We start from the raw sequence: 20,072 nt of genomic DNA, 5'->3' as shown, positions 1-20,072 counted from the left end.
CCACGGGCGGGGCGAAGGAAACGCCCGCCCCGCCCCGGGGCGACCGTTGCCTGTCGGGGCACTAGACGGCGGCGTCCTTGCGCAGCCGGAACCAGTAGAAGCCGTGACCCGCCAGGGTCAGCAGGTACGGCAGCTCCCCGATGGCCGGAAAGCGCACCCCGCCGAACAGCTCCACCGGATGCCGTCCGTGGAACGCGCTCAGGTCCAGCTCCGTGGGCTGGGCGAAGCGGGAGAAGTTGTGGACGCACAGGACCAGGTCGTCCTCGTACTCCCGCAGGAACGCGATGACCGCGGGGTTGGAGGACTGGAGTTCGGTGAAGGAGCCGAGTCCGAAGGCGGGGTTCTGTTTGCGGATCTCGATCATGCGGCGGGTCCAGTGCAGCAGCGACGAGGGGGAGGACATCGACGCTTCGACGTTGGTGACCTGGTAGCCGTAGACGGGGTCCATGATCGTGGGCAGGTAGAGGCGGCCGGGGTCGCAGGAGGAGAAGCCGGCGTTGCGGTCGGGGGTCCACTGCATGGGGGTGCGTACGGCGTCGCGGTCGCCGAGCCAGATGTTGTCGCCCATGCCGATCTCGTCGCCGTAGTAGAGGATCGGGCTGCCGGGCAGGGAGAGCAGCAGGGCGGTGAAGAGCTCGATCTGGTTGCGGTCGTTGTCGAGGAGGGGGGCGAGGCGGCGGCGGATGCCGATGTTGGCGCGCATGCGGGGGTCCTTGGCGTATTCGGCCCACATGTAGTCGCGTTCTTCGTCGGTGACCATTTCGAGGGTGAGCTCGTCGTGGTTGCGCAGGAAGATGCCCCACTGGCAGGTGGCGGGGATGGCGGGGGTCTTGGCGAGGATCTCGGAGACGGGGTAGCGGCTTTCCCTGCGGACCGCCATGAAGATGCGGGGCATGACGGGGAAGTGGAAGGCCATGTGGCACTCGTCGCCGCCGGCGGCGTAGTCGCCGAAGTAGTCGACGACGTCCTCCGGCCACTGGTTCGCCTCCGCCAGCAGCACCTTGTCCGGGTACTGGGCGTCGATCTCCTTGCGCACCCGCTTGAGGAACTCGTGCGTGGCCGGGAGGTTCTCGCAGTTGGTGCCCTCCCGCTGGTACAGGTACGGCACCGCGTCCAGCCGGAACCCGTCGATGCCCAGGTCCAGCCAGAACTTCAGCGCGGAGATCATCTCCTCCTGGACGGCCGGGTTCTCGTAGTTGAGATCCGGCTGGTGGGAGAAGAACCGGTGCCAGTAGTACTGCTTGCGGACCGGATCGTAGGTCCAGTTGGACGCCTCCGTGTCGACGAAGATGATCCGCGCGTCCTGGTACTGCTTGTCGTCGTCGGCCCACACGTAGTAGTCGCCGTAGGGGCCGTCGGGATCCTTGCGGGACTCCTGGAACCACGGGTGCTGGTCGCTGGTGTGGTTCATGACGAAGTCGATGATCACGCGCATGCCGCGCTGGTGGGCGGCGTCGACGAACTCCACGAAGTCGGCCAGGTCGCCGAACTCCGGGAGCACGGCGGCGTAGTCGGACACGTCGTAGCCGCCGTCCCTCAGCGGGGACTTGAAGAACGGCGGCAGCCACAGGCAGTCGACGCCGAGCCACTGGAGATAGTCGAGCTTGGCGGTCAGGCCCTTCAGGTCGCCGACGCCGTCGCCATTGCTGTCCTGGAAGGAGCGGACGAGGACCTCGTAGAACACGGCACGCTTGAACCACTCCGGGTCCCGGTCCTGGGCCGGAGTGTCTTCGAAGGTGTCCGGAACGGGCTCATTGACGATCATGTTGTCGGTGACCCTCCGATCTGCGGGGTGGACGGTCGCAGGACGGTGAGGACATGCGCGGGCCGGTGGCCCGGCTCGAGACGCACATAGTTGGCCCTGCCCCAGTGGTAGGTCTCGCCGGTCAGCTCGTCGCGCACCGGCACCGACTCGTGCCAGTCCAGGCCGAGTTGCGGCATGTCCAACGAGACCGTGGCCTCCTGGGTGTGGTGGGGGTCGAGGTTGGCGACCACCAGAACCGTGTTCGATCCGCTCCGCTTCGAGTAGGCGATCACCGCGTCCTTGTCGGTCGCGTGGAAGTGCAGGTCCCGCAGCTGGCGCAGGGCCGGACTGCGGCGGCGGATGTCGTTGAGCCTGGTGATGAGGGGGGCGATGGTGCGGCCCTCGCGTGCGGCGGCTGTCCAGTCGCGGGGTTTGAGCTGGTACTTCTCCGAGTCGAGGTATTCCTCGCTGCCCGGTTTGAGCGGGGTGTTCTCGCACAGTTCGTAGCCGCTGTAGATGCCCCAGGAGGGGGCGAGGGTGGCGGCCAGGACGGCGCGGACCTCGAAGGCGGGGCGGCCGCCGTGCTGGAGGTAGGCGTGCAGGATGTCGGGGGTGTTGGTGAAGAGGTTCGGCCGCATCCAGGCCGCCGCCTCGCCGGACAGCTCGGTCAGGTACTCGGTGAGTTCCTGTTTGGTGTTGCGCCAGGTGAAGTAGGTGTAGGACTGCTGGAAGCCGGTCTGGGCCAGGGTGTGCATCATCGCGGGGCGGGTGAACGCCTCGGCCAGGAAGATCACGTCGGGGTCGGTGGCGTTGATGCCGGCGATCACGCGTTCCCAGAAGACGACGGGTTTGGTGTGCGGGTTGTCGACGCGGAAGATCCGTACTCCGTGGTCCATCCAGTGCCGCAGTACGCGCAGGGTCTCGTCGATCAGGCCGTCCATGTCGGCGTCGAAGGCGATGGGGTAGATGTCCTGGTACTTCTTGGGCGGGTTCTCGGCGTAGGCGATGGTGCCGTCGGGGCGGTGGTGGAACCACTGGGGGTGTTTGTGCACCCAGGGGTGGTCCGGGGAGCACTGGAGGGCGAAGTCCAGTGCGATCTCCAGGTTCAGTTCGCGGGCGCGGGTCACGAAGTGGTCGAAGTCGTGGATCGTGCCCAGGGCGGGGTGGACGCTGTCGTGGCCGCCCTCGGGGGAGCCGATGGCCCAGGGCACGCCGACGTCGTCGGGGCCGGCGTCCAGGGAGTTGTTGCGGCCTTTGCGGAAGGTGGTGCCGATGGGGTGGACGGGGGGCAGGTAGACGACGTCGAAGCCCATGGCGGCGATCGCGGGCAGGCGGCGGGCGGCGGTGCGGAAGGTGCCGTGCGGCTGCTCGGGGGTGCCCTCGGAGCGGGGGAAGAACTCGTACCAGGCCCCGTACAGCGCGCGTTCCCGCTCGACGAGCAGGTCGAGCGGTGCGGAGGCGGTGACCAGGTCCCGCAGCGGATGCCGGGCGAGGACCGCGTCCACCTCCGGCGTCAACGCCGCCGCCAGCCGGTCCGCGGCCGGCCGGTTCTCGTCCCGTAGCGCCGCCACGGCGGCCAGGACGGTGTCCCGGCCACCGTCGTCCCGGGGCACTCCGGAGGCGGCGCACTCGTACAGGCGTGCGCCCTCCTCCAGGACCAGGTCCGTGTCCAGACCGGCGGGGATCTTGATCTGCGCGTGGTGGCGCCAGGTGGTGACCGGATCCGCCCAGGCCTCCACCTGGTACGTCCAGCGGCCGGGCTCGCCGGCGGCCACGGTGGCGCCCCAGCGGTCGGTGCCGGGCGCCAGCTCGCGCATCGGCGTCCACGGGCCGGGGCGGCCCCGTGGATCGCGCAGGACGACGTTCGCGGCCACGGCGTCGTGACCCTCACGGAAGACGGTGGCCGAGATCTCGAACGATTCTCCGGTCACCGCCTTGGCGGGCCTGCGGCCGTGCTGGACGACCGGGCGGACGTCGAGGACGGGTATCCGGCCGACGGCCGTGGTGCCGCCCGCGGGGGACGGCTCCGGGGCCGGCGGGTTCTGCCGGGCGGCGTCCCGGTGGGCGGCGTCCTGGCGGGCCGGCGGCGCGTCGGCGCCGGGCCGGCCGGAGGCGTCGCCGGTGCTGCTCTTGCTGGTTGTCCGTGGTGTTGCCGAGTGGTGCGTGGCGGGCATGACCGCTCCTGTCCGCGTCAACGAGGGTGTGGGCGGATGTGTGTGGGGAGGTGGGTCCTGCGGGGGTTCTGCGGGGTCCTGCGTGTGGTGCTGCTGTCGGTGTACCGGAGGAGCCTTCCCACCCTATTCGGGTGAGCAATCCGGCACTTTGTTAACTACTCGCGCGTATCTCCGCACACAAGACCGGTCCAGTCCGGACACGGACGCCACGGGGGCCGAACCGGTCTGTTCAGGTCGATGTCGGACAGTGTCCGAACCCAGCGGTGCCCGCACTCGGACCGGTACGGTTTTGTGTGACGGGGCGCACAGCGCAGTGCGTCCATCCAGCGAACGCGCCGAGGTGGCATGTGAAGGCGATCCGTCGGTTCACCGTCCGTCCCGTTCTCCCCGAGCCCCTGCGCCCGCTCAGCGAGCTGGCCCGCAACCTGCGCTGGTCCTGGCACGCCGAGACCCGTGACCTCTTCCAGTCCGTCGACCCCGAGCGCTGGGCCTCCTCGGGCGGCGACCCCGTACGCCTGCTCGGCAGTGTGCGTGCCGCGCGGCTGACCGAGCTGGCCGGCGACCGCCGATTCCTGCGCCGGCTGGCCGCCGCCGCCGACGACCTGCGCGACTACGTGACCGGTGACCGCTGGTACCAGGACCGGTCCGAGGGCCTGCCCGCCGCGGTCGCCTACTTCTCGCCCGAGTTCGGCATCACGGCCGCGCTGCCGCAGTACTCCGGCGGCCTCGGCATCCTCGCCGGCGACCATCTGAAGGCGGCCAGCGACCTCGGTGTACCGCTGATCGGGGTGGGGCTGCTGTACCGGCACGGCTACTTCCGGCAGACCCTGTCCCGGGACGGCTGGCAGCAGGAGCACTACCCGGTCCTGGATCCCCACGAGCTGCCCGTCACCCTGCTGAAGGAGTCCGACGGCGCCCCGGCGCGGGTCTCGCTGGCGCTGCCCGGCGGCAAGGCCCTGCACGCCCGGATCTGGGTCGCCCAGGTCGGCCGGATTCCGCTGCTGATGCTGGACTCCGACGTCGAGGAGAACGACCTCGGCGAGCGTGGGGTGACCGACCGGCTCTACGGCGGCGGCAGCGAGCACCGGCTCCTTCAGGAGATGCTGCTGGGCATAGGAGGGGTGCGGGCGGTGCGGACCTACTGCCGGCTCACGGGCCATCCCGAGCCGGAGGTGTTCCACACCAACGAGGGCCACGCGGGCTTCCTCGGCCTGGAGCGCATCGCCGAGCTGTGCGACCGGGGGCTGGACTTCGACTCGGGCCTGGAGGCGGTGCGCGCGGGGACGGTCTTCACCACCCACACGCCCGTCCCGGCCGGGATCGACCGCTTCGACCGGGAGCTGGTCGCCCGCCACTTCGGACCCGACGCCGAGCTGCCCCGCATCGACGTCGAGCGGATCCTGCGGCTGGGCATGGAGACGTACCCCGGTGGCGAGCCGAACCTGTTCAACATGGCGGTGATGGGCCTCCGGCTGGCCCAGCGCGCCAACGGCGTCTCGCTGCTGCACGGGAGCGTCAGCCGGGAGATGTTCGCCGGGCTGTGGCCGGGATTCGACCCCGAGGAGGTGCCGATCACCTCGGTGACCAACGGAGTGCACGCCCCGACCTGGGTGGCCCCGGAGGTGTTCCGGCTCGGCGCCCGGCAGGTCGGTGCCCAGCGCACCGAGGACGCGCTGACCGTGGGCGGCTCCGACCGCTGGGACGCCGTCGCCGACATCTCCGACCTGGAGGTCTGGGAGTTGCGCCGCGAACTGCGCGAGCAACTGGTGACGGAGGTGCGCGCCCGGCTGCGGGCCGCCTGGCGGCAGCGCGGCGCCGGGACCGCCGAGCTGGGCTGGATCGACGGCGTCCTCGACCCGGAGGTGCTGACGATCGGCTTCGCGCGCCGGGTCCCGTCGTACAAGCGGCTGACGCTGATGCTGCGTGACCGGGACCGGCTGATGGACCTGCTGCTGCATCCCGAGCGGCCGGTGCAGATCGTGGTCGCGGGCAAGGCGCACCCCGCGGACGACGGCGGCAAACGGCTCATCCAGGAGCTCGTCCGCTTCGCCGACGACCCGCGGGTGCGTCACCGGATCGTCTTCCTGCCGGACTACGGCATGGCGATGGCGCAGAAGCTCTACCACGGCTGCGACGTCTGGCTGAACAACCCGCTGCGGCCGCTGGAGGCGTGCGGGACCTCCGGGATGAAGGCCGCGCTCAACGGCTGTCTGAACCTGTCCGTGCTGGACGGCTGGTGGGACGAGTGGTTCCAGCCGGACTTCGGCTGGGCCATCCCGACGGCGGACGGGGCGGGCACCGACCCGGACCACCGCGACGACGTCGAGGCCGCCGCGCTGTACGAGCTGCTGGAGCAGCGGGTCGCGCCCCGTTTCTACGAGCACGGCCGGGACGGGCTGCCCGAGCGGTGGATCGAGATGGTCCGCCGGACCCTGTCCCTGCTCGGCCCGAAGGTGCTGGCGGGCCGCATGGTCCGCGAGTACGTGGAGCGGCTGTACGCTCCCGCCGCCCAGGCCCACCGCTCCCTCGGCCCGGACGCGGCGCGTGAGCTCGCGGTGTGGAAGGCGCGGGTGCGTTCGGCGTGGCACGAGGTGACCGTCGACCACGTGGAGACCTCGGCCAGTACGGCCACCGCCGAACTCGGTGCCACCCTCGGCCTGCGGGTGCGTGTGGGGCTGGGCAGCCTCGGCCCGGACGATGTGGAGGTGCAGGCCGTCTCGGGCCGGGTGGACGAGGAGGACCGCATCACCGACGCCACCGCCGTCCCGCTGAAACCCGCCGGCGCCCCCGACTCAGACGGCCGCTGGGTGTACGAGGGCCCCCTGTCCCTGGACCGCACCGGCCCCTACGGCTACACGGTCCGTATCCTCCCCGCCCACCGCTTCCTCGCCTCCAACGCGGAGCTGGGCCTGGTGACCACCCCGCCGCAGGAGGCCGGCGAGCAGGCGGGGGTGCTCCTGCGCTGACCGGACCGCCGGGCCCCGGCTCCCGGGGCCCCTTCGGGGGCCGGCGGGCCCGGCAGCCGACGGCCCGGGCCGCACCACCAGGCGCGTGGGGCGGTGTGTGCCGCTGCGGGGTGGGCGGGGCGGGTCATGGCTCCGGGATGTCGGCGCACAGTTTGCGCAGCGTTGTGCCGCAGCGGCGGGCGTAGGCGTGCTGGAGGCCGCGGGTGGCCGGGCCGGCCACCCGGGCGTACCACTTGGCCGGGCGGCTGAACGCGGTGACCGTGAGCCAGACGGTGCCGTCGCCCGTGCGGTCCACCAGGAAGGACTCCTCGCCGCACTCCGGATGACCGGGCAGGGTGCCGTAGGCCCACCCGGCTCGGCGGGGCTCCTGCTCCGTCCAGACCACGCGGCAGGGGGCCCTGACGACTCCGGCGAGGGTGACGGTGACGTTGACGCCGGGCGCGGCCCGGTCGGCGCTCGCCTCGATGCCGACGCCCAGGGCGCGGTGCATCTCCCACGTCATCACGGCCTCGGAGGCCCGGCGGAACACCTCCTCGCCCTCACCTATGCGGGTGCGCACGTGCAGAGGCTGGAAGCCGGGCGGGCAGTGACCCTGCTCGCGGGTCGCGCCGACCTCCTCGTAGGTGAAATGTGCCGTCGACATGCGACCCAAGCGTAGGGCGGCCCCCGGGAGGGGTGTCCTCCCGGGGGCCGCCGTCGTTCAACGAGTCGGAGATCAGGTCACGTTGACCGCGGTCCAGGCCGCCGCGACCGTGTTGTACTCGGTGCTGCCGGAGCCGTACAGCGCCGACGCCGCGTTCAGGGTCGCCGTGCGGGCGGCCTTGTAGTTGGTGGTCGACGTCATGTACGTGGTGAGCGCCTTGTACCAGATCTGCAGCGCCTTGGCGCGGCCGATGCCGGTGACCGTGGCACCGTTGTACGTCGGCGAGTTGTAGCTGACGCCGTTGATCGTCTTCGCGCCGCTGCCCTCCGCGAGGAGGTAGAAGAAGTGGTTCCCGACGCCGGACGAGTAGTGCACGTCCTTGCTGCCCACGGTGGAGGACCAGTAGTCGGCGGAGCCGCCGTCCTTGCTGGGCTTGTCCATGTAGCGCAGCGGGGTGCCGTTGCCGTTGATGTTGATCTTCTCGCCGATGAGGTAGTCACCGGGGTCCGAGGCGTTGTTGGCGTAGAACTCCACACCGGTGCCGAAGATGTCGGAGGTGGCCTCGTTCAGACCGCCGGACTCGCCGGAGTAGTTCAGCTTGGCGGTGGCGGCGGTGACGCCGTGGCTCATCTCGTGGCCGGCGACGTCCAGCGAGGTCAGCGGGTGGGTGTTGCCCGAGCCGTCGCCGTAGGTCATGCAGAAGCAGCTGTCGTCCCAGAAGGCGTTGACGTAGTTGTTGCCGTAGTGGACCCGGGAGTAGGCGCCCACGCCGTTGTTCTTGATGCCGTTGCGGCCGAAGGTGTTCTTGTAGAAGTCCCACGTCGTCTGGGCGCCGTAGGCGGCGTCCGCGGCCGCCGTCTGGTCGTTGACGGAGCTCGACGCGGTGCCGGTGCCCCACACGTCGGTGGTGTTGGTGAACAGGGTGCCGGTGCCGGAGGTGCCGCCGGCCAGGTTGTTCGTCTTGTGACCGCCGCGGGTGGTGTCGTAGAGCTGGTACGTCGACCCCGACAGGGTGGTGGTCAGGCTGACGGTGCCCGAGTACAGGGTCTTGCCGGTGCCGGTCTCGATGCCCTGGTACTCGTAGAGCTTCTGGCCGGTGGCCGCGTCGGTGATGACGTGGAGCTGGTTCGGGGTGCCGTCCTCCTGGAGACCGCCGACGACCGTCTCGTAGGCGAGGACCGGCGTGCCGTCGCCCGCCCAGATGACCTTGCGCGGGGCCTGGTCGGCGGTGGCCTTCTCCGAGCCGGCGGCCTGGGCCAGGGACACGGCCTGCTTCTCGGCCTTGGCGGTGGCGACCTTCGGGGTGAGCGTGGCGACCTTGATGGCCGCCTTGTTCGCTCTGGTCACGCCCTGGGTCTTGCCGGCCTTGGAGCTGTGGACGATCAGGTCGCCGCCGAGGACGGGCAGACCGGCGTAGGTGCGCTCGTACCGGGTGTGCACCGTGCCGTCGGCGTCCTGGACGACGTCCCGGACGACGAGCCCCTCCTTGGCGCCGAGGCCTATCTCCTGGGCGGTCCCGGAGGCGTCGGCCTGCGCCTGCTGGATCAGCGAGGTGCGGGCGGCGTTGGTCAGGAAGGTGGGGGCGGCGGCGAGGTGGGCCGCGCCGGTGGATTCGGCCGTGGTCTGGGCCGAGGCACTGGTGGTCAGACCGGTGCTGAGGAGGGCTCCGGCGGCGACGGCGGTGGCGACGGCCAGAGTGATGCGCTTGTGACGCGCGTAGCGGGGAGTCACACAAGCTCCTTATGTGGGGGTGATCCAGTACGGCGTGGGGCTGCCGGCCCGGATCGGGGGGTGAGGGTGCTGTGCTCGTGCGGCGGGTGGAGGAAGAGTGGCACCAAGGACGCGTACATGTCAGCGCCCCGAAGTGATGTTGGCTGAAAAATGACTGTCCGGTAAATGTTGCGGCGTCATGAACGGGCCACCGCATGCGTCTTGGACCTCGGAGACTGCGCCCGAGGTCCCGGCCGCCGGGCGCGCCGCGGTAGGGGCGATTTTCAGCCGTCGGGGCGGCCGGATCGATACAGAGGTCACCCCGGCAGGAGGGCGCGATGTCGACCGAAATCCGAGGGTTCGACGGCCCGTCACGCGACCGCGGGCAACCTCGCGGTGGCCGCTACGGGACGGCGTCGCCGCCCTCGTCCGACGGTGTCGCGCCGTTCCCGTGCCAGGTGTGCCACAGGGCCGCGTACGCCCCGCCGGACGCCACCAGGGCGTCGTGGGTGCCCAGTTCGCTCAGACGGCCGTCCTCCATGACGGCGACCCGGTCGGCGTCGTGGGCGGTGTGGAGGCGGTGGGCGATGGCGATGACCGTGCGGCCCCGGAGGACTGCGGCGAGGGCCCGTTCGGTGTGGCGGGCCGTGGCCGGGTCGAGCAACGCCGTGGCCTCGTCCAGGATCAGGGTGTGCGGATCGGCCAGCACCACGCGGGCGAGGGCGAGTTGCTGGGCCTGCGAGCCGTCGGTGCGGTGCGTGCCCGTGCCCAGCTCGGTGTCCAGGCCCTCCGGCAGTTCCCGTACCCAGGTGTCGGCGCCGACGGCCGCGAGGGCCGACCACAACTGCTCGTCCCCGGCGGCCGGTTCGGCGATGCGCAGGTTGTCCCGGACCGTGCCGAGGAACACGTGGTGCTCCTGGGTGACCAGGACGACCTGGCGGCGCAGCCGCTCCGGTTCCAGGCCGGCCACGGGTACCCCGCCCACCGTCACCGAGCCCGCGGTCGGCGCGTCGACTCCGGCCAGCAGCCTGCTCAGCGTGGTCTTGCCGGCGCCGGACGGGCCGACCACGGCGAGCCGCTCCCCGGGCCGCACCGTCAGGTCGACCCCGCGCAGCACCTCGCCGCCGCGCTCGTAGGCGTAGCGCGCCCCGGTCACGTCGATGCGGTCGTCCGCCGGTGCCGGACCGTCGCCCTTCGGCACGGAACCCAGGGCCCGGGCGAGCCCCTCCACCCGGGCGAAGGAAGCACCGCTGTTCTGCAGTTGCTCGACCCGCATCAGGATCTCGTCGAGCGGCTGGCTGAACTGGCGCAGATACAGCGCGGCCGCCACCACCGCGCCCAGGCTCACCGTCCCGTGCGCGTGCAGCACCCCGCCGACCAGCAGCACTCCCGCAACGGGCAGCACGTAGAACACTTCCACCACAGGGAAGAACACCGTGCGCAGGTACAGCGTGTAGAACCGGGTGCGCCGGGACGTCTCCAGCGCGTCGCGGCTCGCGGCGGTCCGCACCCCTGCCAGCCGGAACGCCTCGACCGTGCGCGAGCCCGCCGCCGTCGCCGCGAGGATCTCGGCGACCTCGGAGGTGGCTGCGCCCTCGGCGAGGTAGCCGGCCCGCGCCCGGCGCAGGTACCAGCGCAGGGCGAACCAGATGGGCACCAGGCCCACGATGCCCACAGCACCGAGCAACGGGTCGAGCACGAAGACCGCGCCGAGCACGAACAGCGCCTGCACGGTGCTGATGAGCAGCTCGGGCCCGGCATCGCGCAGGGTGGTGCCGGCGGTGGCCACGTCGGCCGTGCCGCGCGCCGTCAGGTCGCCGGTGCCGGCCCGCTCCACCACGGACGCGGGCAGCGCCAGCGCCCGATCCACGAACTCCTCGCGCACCCGGGCCAGCGTCCGCTCCCCGAACCGGTGCCCCACGTATCGCGCCCAGCGCACCAGCAGAAGCTGCGCCAGCGAGCACAGCAGGATGCCCAGTGCCATCCGGTCCACGGCACCGACCCCGCCCCCGGCCCGCACCGCGTCCACGATGCGCCCGAGCAGCCACGGCCCGGCCAGTCCCGCTGCGGCCGCCGCCGCGTTCAGCGCCAGGACACCGGCGAAGGCCCGCGCGTCGGCCCGCACCAACCGCACGGCGGCGCGACGCACATCGGCTGATTCGGCGACCGGAAGGTGACGGCTCGTCATCGCACGACCTCCTCGGCCGCGTCCGCGTCCCGTGCCACCAGCGCCCGGTAGCCGGCCTCCTCCTCCAGCAGCCGCCGGTGGCTTCCGGTGGCCGTGACCTTGCCGTCGATCAGGAAGTGCACCACGTCCGCGCGGTCCAGGACGAGCGGGGAGGTGGTCGTCACCACGGTCGTACGGCCCTCGCGGTCCGCCCGCAGCCGGTCCGCCACCGTCGCCTCGGTGTGCGCGTCCAGCGCGGAGGTGGGCTCCACGGCGAGCAGCACCTCCGGGTCGGCCAGCAGTGCCCGCACCAGCCGTACGCGTTGGCGCTGGCCGCCGGAGAGGTTGCGTCCCTGCGCGTCGATCGCCGAGTCGAGCCCCTCCGGCAGGCCCTGCACGATGTCCTCGGCCGCCGCTGTGTGCACGGCCCGCGTGATCGCTGCCTCGTCGATGTCGTCCGGTTCCCGGCAACCGCCGACCAGGTGCCGCAGCGGCCCGGCGAACAGGTCCGCCTCGTGGTCGGCGACCAGGATCCGCTCGCGGACCTGCGGCAGGGCGATCCCGTCCAGGCGTACGCCGCCCCAGGTGGCCTCGGAGGGCGCGTACCGGCCCAGGCGGTCGACGACGGCGGCGGCGTCGGCGGGCCGCGCCGCGGCCAGCGCGGTCAGCCGCCCGGGCAGCACCCGCACCCCCGAGTCCGGATCGTGCAACAGCGACGGCTCGGCCGGCGCGTCCGCGGTGCCGAGGTCCGGCGCGGGCTCCAGCCGCAGCAGCCGTACGACTCGGCGGGCGGCGACCACGCCCCGGCTGAGCTGGTAGCTGCCCTCGATCAGGAAGGACACCGGCCACCCGGCCAGCACGGCGACATACCCGTACACCGACACCAACTCGCCGATGCTGATGGTGCCTTGGGACGCCATCCGGGCCGCCAGCCAGGTCACCACGGCGAGGAACAGCGTCGGCAGCCCCACCCCGAGCGCCTGGATCCAGCTGGTCACCGCCCCGACGCGATACCCCTGGGCGCGCAGTCCCTGCGAGTCCCGGCGGAAGGCGTCGGCGAACAGCGACTTGCCGCCGAGGCCGTTGAGGACGCGCAGCCCGCCCGCCAGGTCGCCGATCCGCGCGGTCAGCACGCCCTGTTGCTCGCGGTAGTCCGTCTCCGTGCCCTGCAGCCGCCCGAGCAGCGGTCCGACGATCACGCCGAGCAGCGGCACCCCGAGCAGCACCACCACGGCCAGCGGCACCGAGAGCGTGAGCAGCAGCCCGGCGACCACGAGATAGGCGACGACCGCGCCGACGCCCGGCCCGACGACCGTCAGGGACTGGCTGATCGTCTGCACGTCGCCCACCCCGATCGTGACCACCTCCCCGGCCCCGACCTGTGCGGGCAGCGTGGCACCCAGCCGTACCGCCTGCCGGACGACCACCTTCACCGTGCGGAAGTTGGCGTCCATCCGCACCCGGGTCATCGTGCGGTGCCGCATGATGCTCAGCCAGGCGTTGAACGCGCCGACCAGGAACAGCACCGTCGTCCACCCGGCCAGCGCGCCTGTGTCGCCGGGCTCCAGACCCTCGTCGATCGCCTTGGCCATCAGATAGGGCGTCGCCGCCAGCAGCACCATCCACGTGCTGCCAAGGACCGCCCCGGCGACGGACCGCCCCGGCTGCCGGGTCACCAGCCACCAGAGGTAGTGCGGGCCGCTGCGACAGTCGGGCTCGCCGGGGTCCTCGTATGAGTCGATCATCCCTGCCCGATTCCCCGTTCGCTCACGCAAGGCTGTCCCGCCAGGCTCGGTGCAGATCCGAGAACCGCCCGGTGCCCGCGATCAGTTGGTCCGGGCTGCCGTCCTCGACGATGCGCCCGCTTTCCATCACGAGCACCCGGTCGGCGATCTCCACGGTGGACAGCCGGTGGGCGATCACCACGGCCGTACGCCCCCGCAGCACCGTGGTCATCGCCGTCTGCACCGCCCGCTCGCCCGGGATGTCCAGGGAGCTGGTCGCCTCGTCGAGGATGAGCACCGCCGGGTCGGCGAGCAACGCCCTTGCGAAGGAGACCAGTTGACGCTGGCCCGCGGAGATGCGGCCGCCCCGCTTGCGTACGTCCGTGTCGTAGCCGTCGGGCAGGGCGCTGATGAAGTCGTGCGCGCCGATCGCCTTCGCCGCCTGCTCGATCTCCTCACGGGTGGCCTCCGGGCGGCCGATGGCGATGTTCTCCGCGACCGTGCCGGAGAACAGGAAGGCCTCCTGCGTCACCATGACCACCCCGCGCCGCAGTTCGGACACGGCGAGTTCACGCAGGTCCACCCCGTCGAGCAGCACCCGCCCCGCTGAGGGGTCGTAGAAGCGGGCCAGCAGCTTGGCCAGGGTGGACTTGCCCGCGCCGGTGGAGCCGACCACGGCGACGGTCTGCCCGGCCGGAACGACCAGCTCGAAGCGGGGCAGCACCTCGCCGCCGGTGCGGTAGCCGAAGCCGACCCCGTCGAAGACCACCTCGCGGCCGGGCAGCTCCGACCTCGGCGCCGGGAGCGGCCGGGGGGCCGGCGGCTCGGGCACGGACGGCGTCTGCGCCAGCAAACCCGCGATCTTCTCCAGCGAGGCGGCCGCCGACTCGTAGGAGTTGAGGAACATGCCGAGCCGGTCGATCGGGTCGTACAGCCGGCGCAGGTACAGCACCGCCGCCGCCAGCACCCCCAGCTCCAGCGAGCCGTCCGCCACCCGGTAGGCGCCCCACAGCACGATCACCGCGACCGTCGTGTTGGCCACCAGCCGGGAGCCGACGACATAGCGGGCCATCTCCAGCAGGGCGTCGCCGTTGGTGCGCTCGTGGCGCCGGTTCAGAACGCGGAAACCGGCGTCGTTGGCGGCTTCACGGCGGAACGCGCGCACCGGCCGGATGCCGTTCATCGTCTCCACGAACTTCACGATCACCGCGGCGATCGCGGTCGACCGCTCCTGGAACACCCGCCCCGCCCGCCGCCGGTACGCCCGGATCAGCAGGTACAGCGGCACGAAGGACGCCACCGCCACCGCGCCGAGCCCCAGGTCCAGCCACAGCAGCATCGCCGAGATGCAGACGAAGGACAGCACGACCGAGACGAGTTCGTCGAGCCCCTCGCCGAGCAGTTCGCGCAGCGACTCCACGTCCGTGGTGGAGCGGGAGATGAGCCGGCCCGAGGTGTAGCGCTCGTGGAAGTCCACGCTGAGCGCCTGCCCATGGCGGAAGATCCGGCCCCGCAGATCCAGCAGCACGTCCTGGCTGACCCGGGCCGAGGCGATGACGAACGCCCACTGGAGTGCGCCGGAGGCGAGCGCGCACAGCAGATAGCCGACCGCCACCGCGACCAGCGGGCCGCGGTCGTGGTCGCGGAACGCCGGTACGGCGGTGTCGATCGCGTACGCCACCAGCAGCGGGCCCGCCTGCACGGCCGCCTGCTGGAGCAGCAGCAGGAGCGTGGTGCCGGCGACCCGGGCCTTCATGGGCGCGAGCAGGGAGCGCAGCAGGGCGGAGGTGGCGCCCGGGGGAGTGGGCAGGACGTCGCGGTCGAAGGGGTCGCCGGTGTCCTCGGGGCGCGGCGGGTCCTGCTCGTCCCCGGTGGCCGGTACGGGCTTCGTGGGGGCCGTCATCGCTCGTCGTCCTCTTCTTCTTGCGGTTCTCCCGGTTCTCCCGGTCCTTGTGTTTCTTCCGGCGCGTGTCCGCCCGACATCAGGTGGGCGTACTCGGCGTTGGTGCGCAGCAGTTCGTGGTGGGTGCCCACGGCGGTGATCCGGCCGTCGGAGAGCAGGGCGACCCGGTCGGCGAGCAGGACCGTGGAGGGGCGGTGCGCCACGATCAGGGCGGTGGTGTCGGACAGGACCTGGCGCAGGGCCGCCTCCACGGCCGCCTCGGTGTGCACGTCCAGGGCGGACAGCGGGTCGTCCAGGATCAGGAAGCGGGGCCGCCCGACGACGGCACGGGCCAGCGCGAGGCGCTGCCGCTGGCCGCCGGAGAGGCTGAGGCCCTGCTCGCCCACCTGGGTCGCGGTGCCCTGGGGGAGGGCGTGCGCGAAGCCGGCCTGGGCGACGGACAGCGCGCGGTCCAGTTCGGCGTCCCCGGCGCTGCCGTCGGTGCCCATCAGGACGTTGTCGCCGACGCTCGCCGAGAACAGGGTCGGCTCCTCGAAGGCCACCGCGACCATCGAGCGCAGTTCCTCGCGGGACATCGCGGTGATGTCCTCGCCGTCCAGCGCGATCCGGCCCGAGGTCACCTCGTGGAGGCGGGGGACGAGCGCCGTCAGGGTCGTCTTGCCGCTTCCGGTCGCCCCGACCAGGGCCATCGACTCACCGGGGCGGATGTGCAGGTCGATACGGTCCAGGAGGGGCCGGGAGCCGGGCGGGGCGTCGGGGTAACGGAACCGGACGTTGTCGAAGCGGAGCCCTTCGCGCGCCCGGTCCGGCGACGCCGGGCCGCGCGAGCCGCCGCCCGGCACGGGCGTACGCGCCGCGCGCACCGCCGGCTCCCCGGACTCCGGTTCCTCGTCCATCACTTCGAAGTACCGCTCGGTCGCCGTCGCCGCCTCCTGGCTCATCGCCAGCAGGAAGCCGATCGACTCCACCGGCCAGCGCAGGGCGAGCGCCGTGGACAGGAAGGCGACCAGCGTCCCCGCCGAGAGACCGCCCGAGGCGACCTGCACCGCGCCCACCACCAGCGTGGCCCCGATGGCCACCTCCGGCAGGGTCATGATGACCGCCCAGATGGCCGCCAGCAGCCGGGCCTTGTGCAGCTCCGTGCCCCGCAGCGTCCGCGACAGGTCGCGGAAGGCCCGCGCCTGACTGCGGTGCCTGCCGAACCCCTTGATGACGCGGATGCCGAGCACGCTCTCCTCGACCACCGTCGTCAGGTCCCCGACCTGGTCCTGCGCCAGCCGCGCCACATGCGCGTACCGCTTCTCGAAGACCGCGCTCAACGCGATCAGCGGCACGGCGGGCGCCAGCATCACCAGCCCCAGCGTCCAGTCCTGCATCAGCATGATGACCACGCCCACGAGGATCGTGACCCCGTTGACCAGCAGGAACGTCAACGGGAAGGCGAGGAACATGCGCAGCAGCATCAGGTCCGTCGTACCCCGGGACAGCAACTGCCCGGACGCCCACCGGTCATGGAAGGCGACCGGCAGCCGTTGCAGATGCCGGTACAGGTCCGCCCGCATCTCCGCCTCGACGTTCGACAGCGGCCGCGCCACCAGCCACCGCCGCAGCCCGAACAGCAGCGCCTCGCCCACCCCGAGCAGCAGCAGGTACAGCGCGCCGAGCCACACGCCGCGCGGATCCCGGTCGGCGATCGGCCCGTCCACCATCCACTTCAGGACGAGCGGGATCACCAGCCCCACGCAGGAGGCGACGACCGCGATGAACGCGGCGGTGAACAGCCGTACGCGGACCGGCCGTACATACGGCCACAGGCGCAGCAGCGCACGGACGGCCGAACGGCCGGTCGGACCGGGGGAGCCGGTACGGTCCTCGGGGGTGTCAGGTGTCGTGGGCATCACGGGCGAGCCTACGGACCGGCGCCGACATCTCCCACCGAGTTTTGGCCGGACCGGACTCCGCCGCTGGTCCTACGACCTGCGTGTTCGACCGCGGGACCCACGCCGGGACCGGTCCGGTCGTAGCGCCGCATCAACCGATCGGCTGATGCGGCTTCGAGCGTGCCGGGCGATGTGCGCGGGCCCCGTCGGCCGGGATTCTCGAGCCATGTCCGTCATCGAAGTCAGCGAACTGCGCAAGTCCTACGGCGGCCGGACCGTCGTCGACGGCGTCTCCTTCGCCGTCGAGGAGGGCGAGATCTTCGGCGTCCTCGGCCCGAACGGCGCCGGCAAGACCACCACCGTCGAGTGCGTCGAGGGCCTGCGCGTCCCCGACGCGGGCCGCGTCCGCGTCACCGGCCTCGACCCCGTCGCGGACCACGAACAGGTCGCCCGTGTGCTCGGGGCCCAGCTCCAGCAGAGCGAGTTGCAGGCCAAGCTCACCGTCCGCGAGGCGCTTCAGCTGTACGCGTCCTTCTACCCCGATCCGGCCGACTGGCGGCCGCTGGCCGAACGCCTCGGCCTGGAGCAGAAGCTCACCACCCGCTTCGCCAAGCTCTCCGGCGGCCAGAAGCAGCGGCTGTTCATCGCGCTCGCCCTCATCGGCAACCCCCGGATCGTCGTGCTCGACGAACTGACCACCGGGCTCGACCCGCGCGCCCGCCGCGACACCTGGCAGCTCATCGAGGACGTCCGGGCCCGCGGCGTCACCATCCTCCTGGTCACCCACTTCATGGAGGAGGCCCAGCGCCTGTGCGACCGGATCGCCGTCATCGACCGGGGGCGCCTCGCCGCCCTGGACACCCCGGACGGCCTGATCCGGCGCTCGGCGGGCGCCACCGTCATCAGCTTCACCCCGTCCGAGCCGCTGGACGAGCACGATCTTAACGCGCTGCCCGAACTCGCCTCCGTGGCGTACAAGGACGGCCGGGTCACCCTCTCCGGGTCCGACGAGACCGTCAACGCCGTCATCACGCTGCTCGCCCGCCACCACATCACGGCCCATCAACTCCGCGTCACCGACGCCACGCTCGACGACGCCTTCCTGGATCTGACGGAGGTCGAGGCATGAGCAACGCCCTGGTCAACCCGGCCGTACTGCGCACCGAGATCCGCCTGTTCGGCCGTGAGCCCGGAGCGATCTTCTGGATTCTGCTGTTCCCCACCCTGCTCCTGGTGATCCTCGGCTCCATCCCGTCCTTCCGGGAGGCCGACCAGGCCCTCGGGGGCCTGCGCCCCATCGACGCCTACGTGCCGGTCGCGGTGCTGCTCGGGCTGATCCTCGGCGGGCTCCAGGGCATGCCGCAGGTCCTCACCGGCTACCGCGAACGCGGCATCCTGCGCCGGATGTCCACCACCCCGGTCCGGCCCGCCGCCCTGCTGTCCGCGCACATGGTGGTGTTCGGGGGCGCGGCCCTGGCCTCGGCGCTGCTCTCGCTCACCGTCGGCCGGCTCGCCTTCGACGTGACCCTGCCGAGGCAGCCGTTCGGCTACGCCGTCGCCCTGCTGCTGGCGGTGTTCGCCGCGCTCGCCCTGGGAGCGGTGATCTCCGCGCTGTCCCGCACCACGAGGATCGCGGGCGCGATCGGGTCCGCGGCGCTCTTCCCGATGATGTTCTGCGCGGGGGTGTGGCTGCCGGTGCAGGCCATGCCGGACCTGCTCGCCGGGATCGTCGGCTGGACCCCGTTCGGTGCCGCCGCCCAGGCCCTGAACCAGGCGGCCGAGGGCCACTGGCCGGGCTGGTCCCACCTGGGGGTGACGGCAGCGTGGGCGGCGCTGCTGACCGCGGCGGCCAACCGCTGGTTCCGCTGGGATTGACTGCTCCCCTCTCTGAAGGGAGGGGATTCCTGGCTCAGGCCGCCTCCTGGAGCAGCGCTCCAGGAGGTCTTGTGCCCTCGACACCAGCCGGGTTCAGACCTGCCCGGACGAGCATCACGCGGGCGGAGTTCTTGTCCCTGGGACAGACGGCTCCGCACGCGGTGCAGGTGTAGGTGCGTTCCGACAGCGGCAGTGCGTGCTTGGTTCTCGCTCCGCACGTTCCGCAGTCCATGGTGGTGTGCGCGGGACGCACCAGGCGTACGTCCCGCGCGTGTTTGCGGCCCATCTCGATCAGGGCCTGCTTGGTGGCGCCGATCGCGGCGTCGGCCGCCTTGCGGGCCATCGACGTCCGGGCGAGGAACTTGGGCCGGAAGTCCTCCACCGCGATCGCGTCGTGGTCGCGCACGACCTTCTTCGCCCACTTACGGGCGGTGTCCTGCCGCTGCCGGGCGATCTTCGCGTAGGTCTTGACCCGCCCCCTCTTCGCCTCCCGGTAGCCCTTCGACGCGGCCTGCCCCTTCTTCGACCTGCGGCGGGCCATCATCCGGTCGTACCGGCCCAGCTCGGCCTGGGACTTCAGGCCGAGCTGAGCGTGGGGGAGGTCGTGGGCGTAGGAGGTGGTGGTGGCTGTCTCCTTGACGCCCCAGTCGATTCCGATCACCGCACCGGTCGACGGGAGCGGCTCCAGCAGGGCGGGGACGACGAACGAGGCGTACCAGTGGCCGAGGTGGTCGCGGTAGACGCGCACCGAGGAGGGTTCGGCCGGGAGAGGACGGGACCACACCACGGTCAGGACGATCCCGCCCGCCAGGTGCAGCCGCCCGTCCTTGAGCCGGAACCCGCGCCGCGTGTAGTTCAGCGTCGGATCGGCCTCCTGCTTCTTCTTGTGCCGGGGCATACCGGCCCGCCGCCTGACGGGCAGCAGGTTCTTGATGTCTTTCAGGGCTTTCGCGCGGGATGTGGCGAAGTCGCGGATGATCTGCTGCGGCACGCAGGAGCCCGCGGCCAGCCACGGTGTCACCGCGCGGGCCTGGGTCAGCATCCGGTCCAGCCGGGCCGGACCGCACCCCTCACCTTCGGCGTGGGCCTTCCTGGAACGGGCCACGCACTCGTTCCACACCCACCGGCACCGCCCCCACTCCGCCTCCAGCCCCGCCCGGGCCGTGGCCGACACCCGCAGCCGGTACGTGTACCGGGCGTGTCCGCCCCCGTCGGTCTCCCGCACCGCCGCCATGCCTCCCCCCAGGCCTTGTCCCGATCACCCGGCACCCACCATGCGGCCGTAC

Annotated in this window: 12 protein-coding genes; 3 read left to right on the top strand and 9 right to left on the bottom strand. The window is 71.9% G+C overall.

Going from position 1 to position 20,072, the window contains the following annotated elements; genetic code table 11:
• Positions 1-61: 61 nt before the first annotated feature.
• A complete protein-coding gene (treS, locus tag TNCT6_RS08605) occupies positions 62-1,765 on the bottom strand; it encodes a maltose alpha-D-glucosyltransferase (RefSeq protein WP_141358221.1) in 1,704 nt (567 codons plus the stop codon).
• Positions 1,762-3,918 carry an alpha-1,4-glucan--maltose-1-phosphate maltosyltransferase gene (locus TNCT6_RS08600; RefSeq protein ID WP_141358219.1) on the bottom strand — a complete coding sequence of 719 codons (2,157 nt, stop codon included), beginning with the start codon at positions 3,916-3,918 and terminating at the stop codon, positions 1,762-1,764. The genes treS and TNCT6_RS08600 overlap by 4 nt, the downstream gene beginning before the upstream one ends.
• 347 nt (positions 3,919-4,265) lie before the next feature.
• On the opposite strand from TNCT6_RS08600, the gene TNCT6_RS08595 reads away from it, so the two are divergent.
• Complete coding sequence (locus TNCT6_RS08595; protein WP_141358217.1) at positions 4,266-6,884, top strand: glycosyltransferase family 1 protein; 2,619 nt, start codon at positions 4,266-4,268, stop codon at positions 6,882-6,884.
• Positions 6,885-7,008: 124 nt separating this feature from the next.
• Here TNCT6_RS08595 and TNCT6_RS08590 read toward each other — a convergent pair whose 3' ends face one another.
• The 6 genes from TNCT6_RS08590 to TNCT6_RS08565 form a co-directional block, all read right to left on the bottom strand.
• Positions 7,009-7,527 carry a DUF1990 family protein gene (locus tag TNCT6_RS08590; protein WP_141358215.1) on the bottom strand — a complete coding sequence of 173 codons (519 nt, stop codon included), beginning with the start codon at positions 7,525-7,527 and terminating at the stop codon, positions 7,009-7,011.
• A gap of 72 nt (positions 7,528-7,599) precedes the next feature.
• Positions 7,600-9,258: a M4 family metallopeptidase gene (locus tag TNCT6_RS08585; protein WP_141358213.1), complete on the bottom strand. Its 1,659-nt coding sequence runs from the start codon at positions 9,256-9,258 to the stop codon at positions 7,600-7,602.
• 382 nt (positions 9,259-9,640) lie between these two features.
• Positions 9,641-11,425, bottom strand: a complete 1,785-nt coding sequence (locus TNCT6_RS08580; RefSeq protein WP_141358211.1) for an ABC transporter ATP-binding protein — start codon at positions 11,423-11,425, stop codon at positions 9,641-9,643.
• Positions 11,422-13,149 (bottom strand): ABC transporter ATP-binding protein, encoded by a 1,728-nt coding sequence (locus tag TNCT6_RS08575; protein ID WP_141358209.1) that lies wholly within the window; start codon positions 13,147-13,149, stop codon positions 11,422-11,424. The genes TNCT6_RS08580 and TNCT6_RS08575 overlap by 4 nt, the downstream gene beginning before the upstream one ends.
• Positions 13,150-13,171: 22 nt before the next feature.
• The gene (locus TNCT6_RS08570) at positions 13,172-15,031 is read right to left on the bottom strand and encodes an ABC transporter ATP-binding protein (RefSeq protein ID WP_141358207.1); all 1,860 of its coding nucleotides are present in this window, start codon (positions 15,029-15,031) and stop codon (positions 13,172-13,174) included.
• A complete protein-coding gene (locus TNCT6_RS08565) occupies positions 15,028-16,929 on the bottom strand; it encodes an ABC transporter ATP-binding protein (RefSeq protein WP_141358205.1) in 1,902 nt (633 codons plus the stop codon). Before TNCT6_RS08565 ends, TNCT6_RS08570 begins: the two co-directional genes overlap by 4 nt.
• A gap of 208 nt (positions 16,930-17,137) precedes the next feature.
• Between TNCT6_RS08565 and TNCT6_RS08560 the strand changes: the two genes are divergently transcribed.
• Both TNCT6_RS08560 and TNCT6_RS08555 read left to right on the top strand, forming a co-directional pair.
• Positions 17,138-18,040 carry an ABC transporter ATP-binding protein gene (locus TNCT6_RS08560; RefSeq protein WP_172632836.1) on the top strand — a complete coding sequence of 301 codons (903 nt, stop codon included), beginning with the start codon at positions 17,138-17,140 and terminating at the stop codon, positions 18,038-18,040.
• Positions 18,037-18,786, top strand: a complete 750-nt coding sequence (locus TNCT6_RS08555; protein ID WP_141358203.1) for an ABC transporter permease — start codon at positions 18,037-18,039, stop codon at positions 18,784-18,786. The genes TNCT6_RS08560 and TNCT6_RS08555 overlap by 4 nt, the downstream gene beginning before the upstream one ends.
• A 34-nt stretch (positions 18,787-18,820) precedes the next feature.
• On the opposite strand, the gene TNCT6_RS08550 is transcribed toward TNCT6_RS08555, so the two are convergent.
• Positions 18,821-20,020, bottom strand: coding sequence for an RNA-guided endonuclease TnpB family protein (locus tag TNCT6_RS08550; RefSeq protein WP_141358201.1), 1,200 nt, complete (start codon positions 20,018-20,020; stop codon positions 18,821-18,823).
• Positions 20,021-20,072 lie beyond the last annotated feature (52 nt).

The organism is Streptomyces sp. 6-11-2, assembly GCF_006540305.1.
Lineage (GTDB): Bacteria > Actinomycetota > Actinomycetes > Streptomycetales > Streptomycetaceae > Streptomyces.
Note: the sequence above shows the minus strand (reverse complement) of the source record. Positions and strands in the feature narration are given on the sequence as shown.

What these genes read in the sequence shown, in the direction of transcription:
- TNCT6_RS08550 (WP_141358201.1), bottom strand. Translation starts at nt 20,020, where the DNA reads ATGGCGGCGGTGCGGGAGACCGACGGGGGCGGACACGCCCGGTACACG.
- TNCT6_RS08570 (WP_141358207.1), bottom strand. Translation starts at nt 15,031, where the DNA reads ATGACGGCCCCCACGAAGCCCGTACCGGCCACCGGGGACGAGCAGGAC.
- TNCT6_RS08590 (WP_141358215.1), bottom strand. Translation starts at nt 7,527, where the DNA reads ATGTCGACGGCACATTTCACCTACGAGGAGGTCGGCGCGACCCGCGAG.
- TNCT6_RS08560 (WP_172632836.1), top strand. Translation starts at nt 17,138, where the DNA reads ATGTCCGTCATCGAAGTCAGCGAACTGCGCAAGTCCTACGGCGGCCGG.
- TNCT6_RS08565 (WP_141358205.1), bottom strand. Translation starts at nt 16,929, where the DNA reads ATGCCCACGACACCTGACACCCCCGAGGACCGTACCGGCTCCCCCGGT.
- TNCT6_RS08575 (WP_141358209.1), bottom strand. Translation starts at nt 13,149, where the DNA reads ATGATCGACTCATACGAGGACCCCGGCGAGCCCGACTGTCGCAGCGGC.
- treS (WP_141358221.1), bottom strand. Translation starts at nt 1,765, where the DNA reads ATGATCGTCAATGAGCCCGTTCCGGACACCTTCGAAGACACTCCGGCC.
- TNCT6_RS08580 (WP_141358211.1), bottom strand. Translation starts at nt 11,425, where the DNA reads ATGACGAGCCGTCACCTTCCGGTCGCCGAATCAGCCGATGTGCGTCGC.
- TNCT6_RS08600 (WP_141358219.1), bottom strand. Translation starts at nt 3,918, where the DNA reads ATGCCCGCCACGCACCACTCGGCAACACCACGGACAACCAGCAAGAGC.
- TNCT6_RS08555 (WP_141358203.1), top strand. Translation starts at nt 18,037, where the DNA reads ATGAGCAACGCCCTGGTCAACCCGGCCGTACTGCGCACCGAGATCCGC.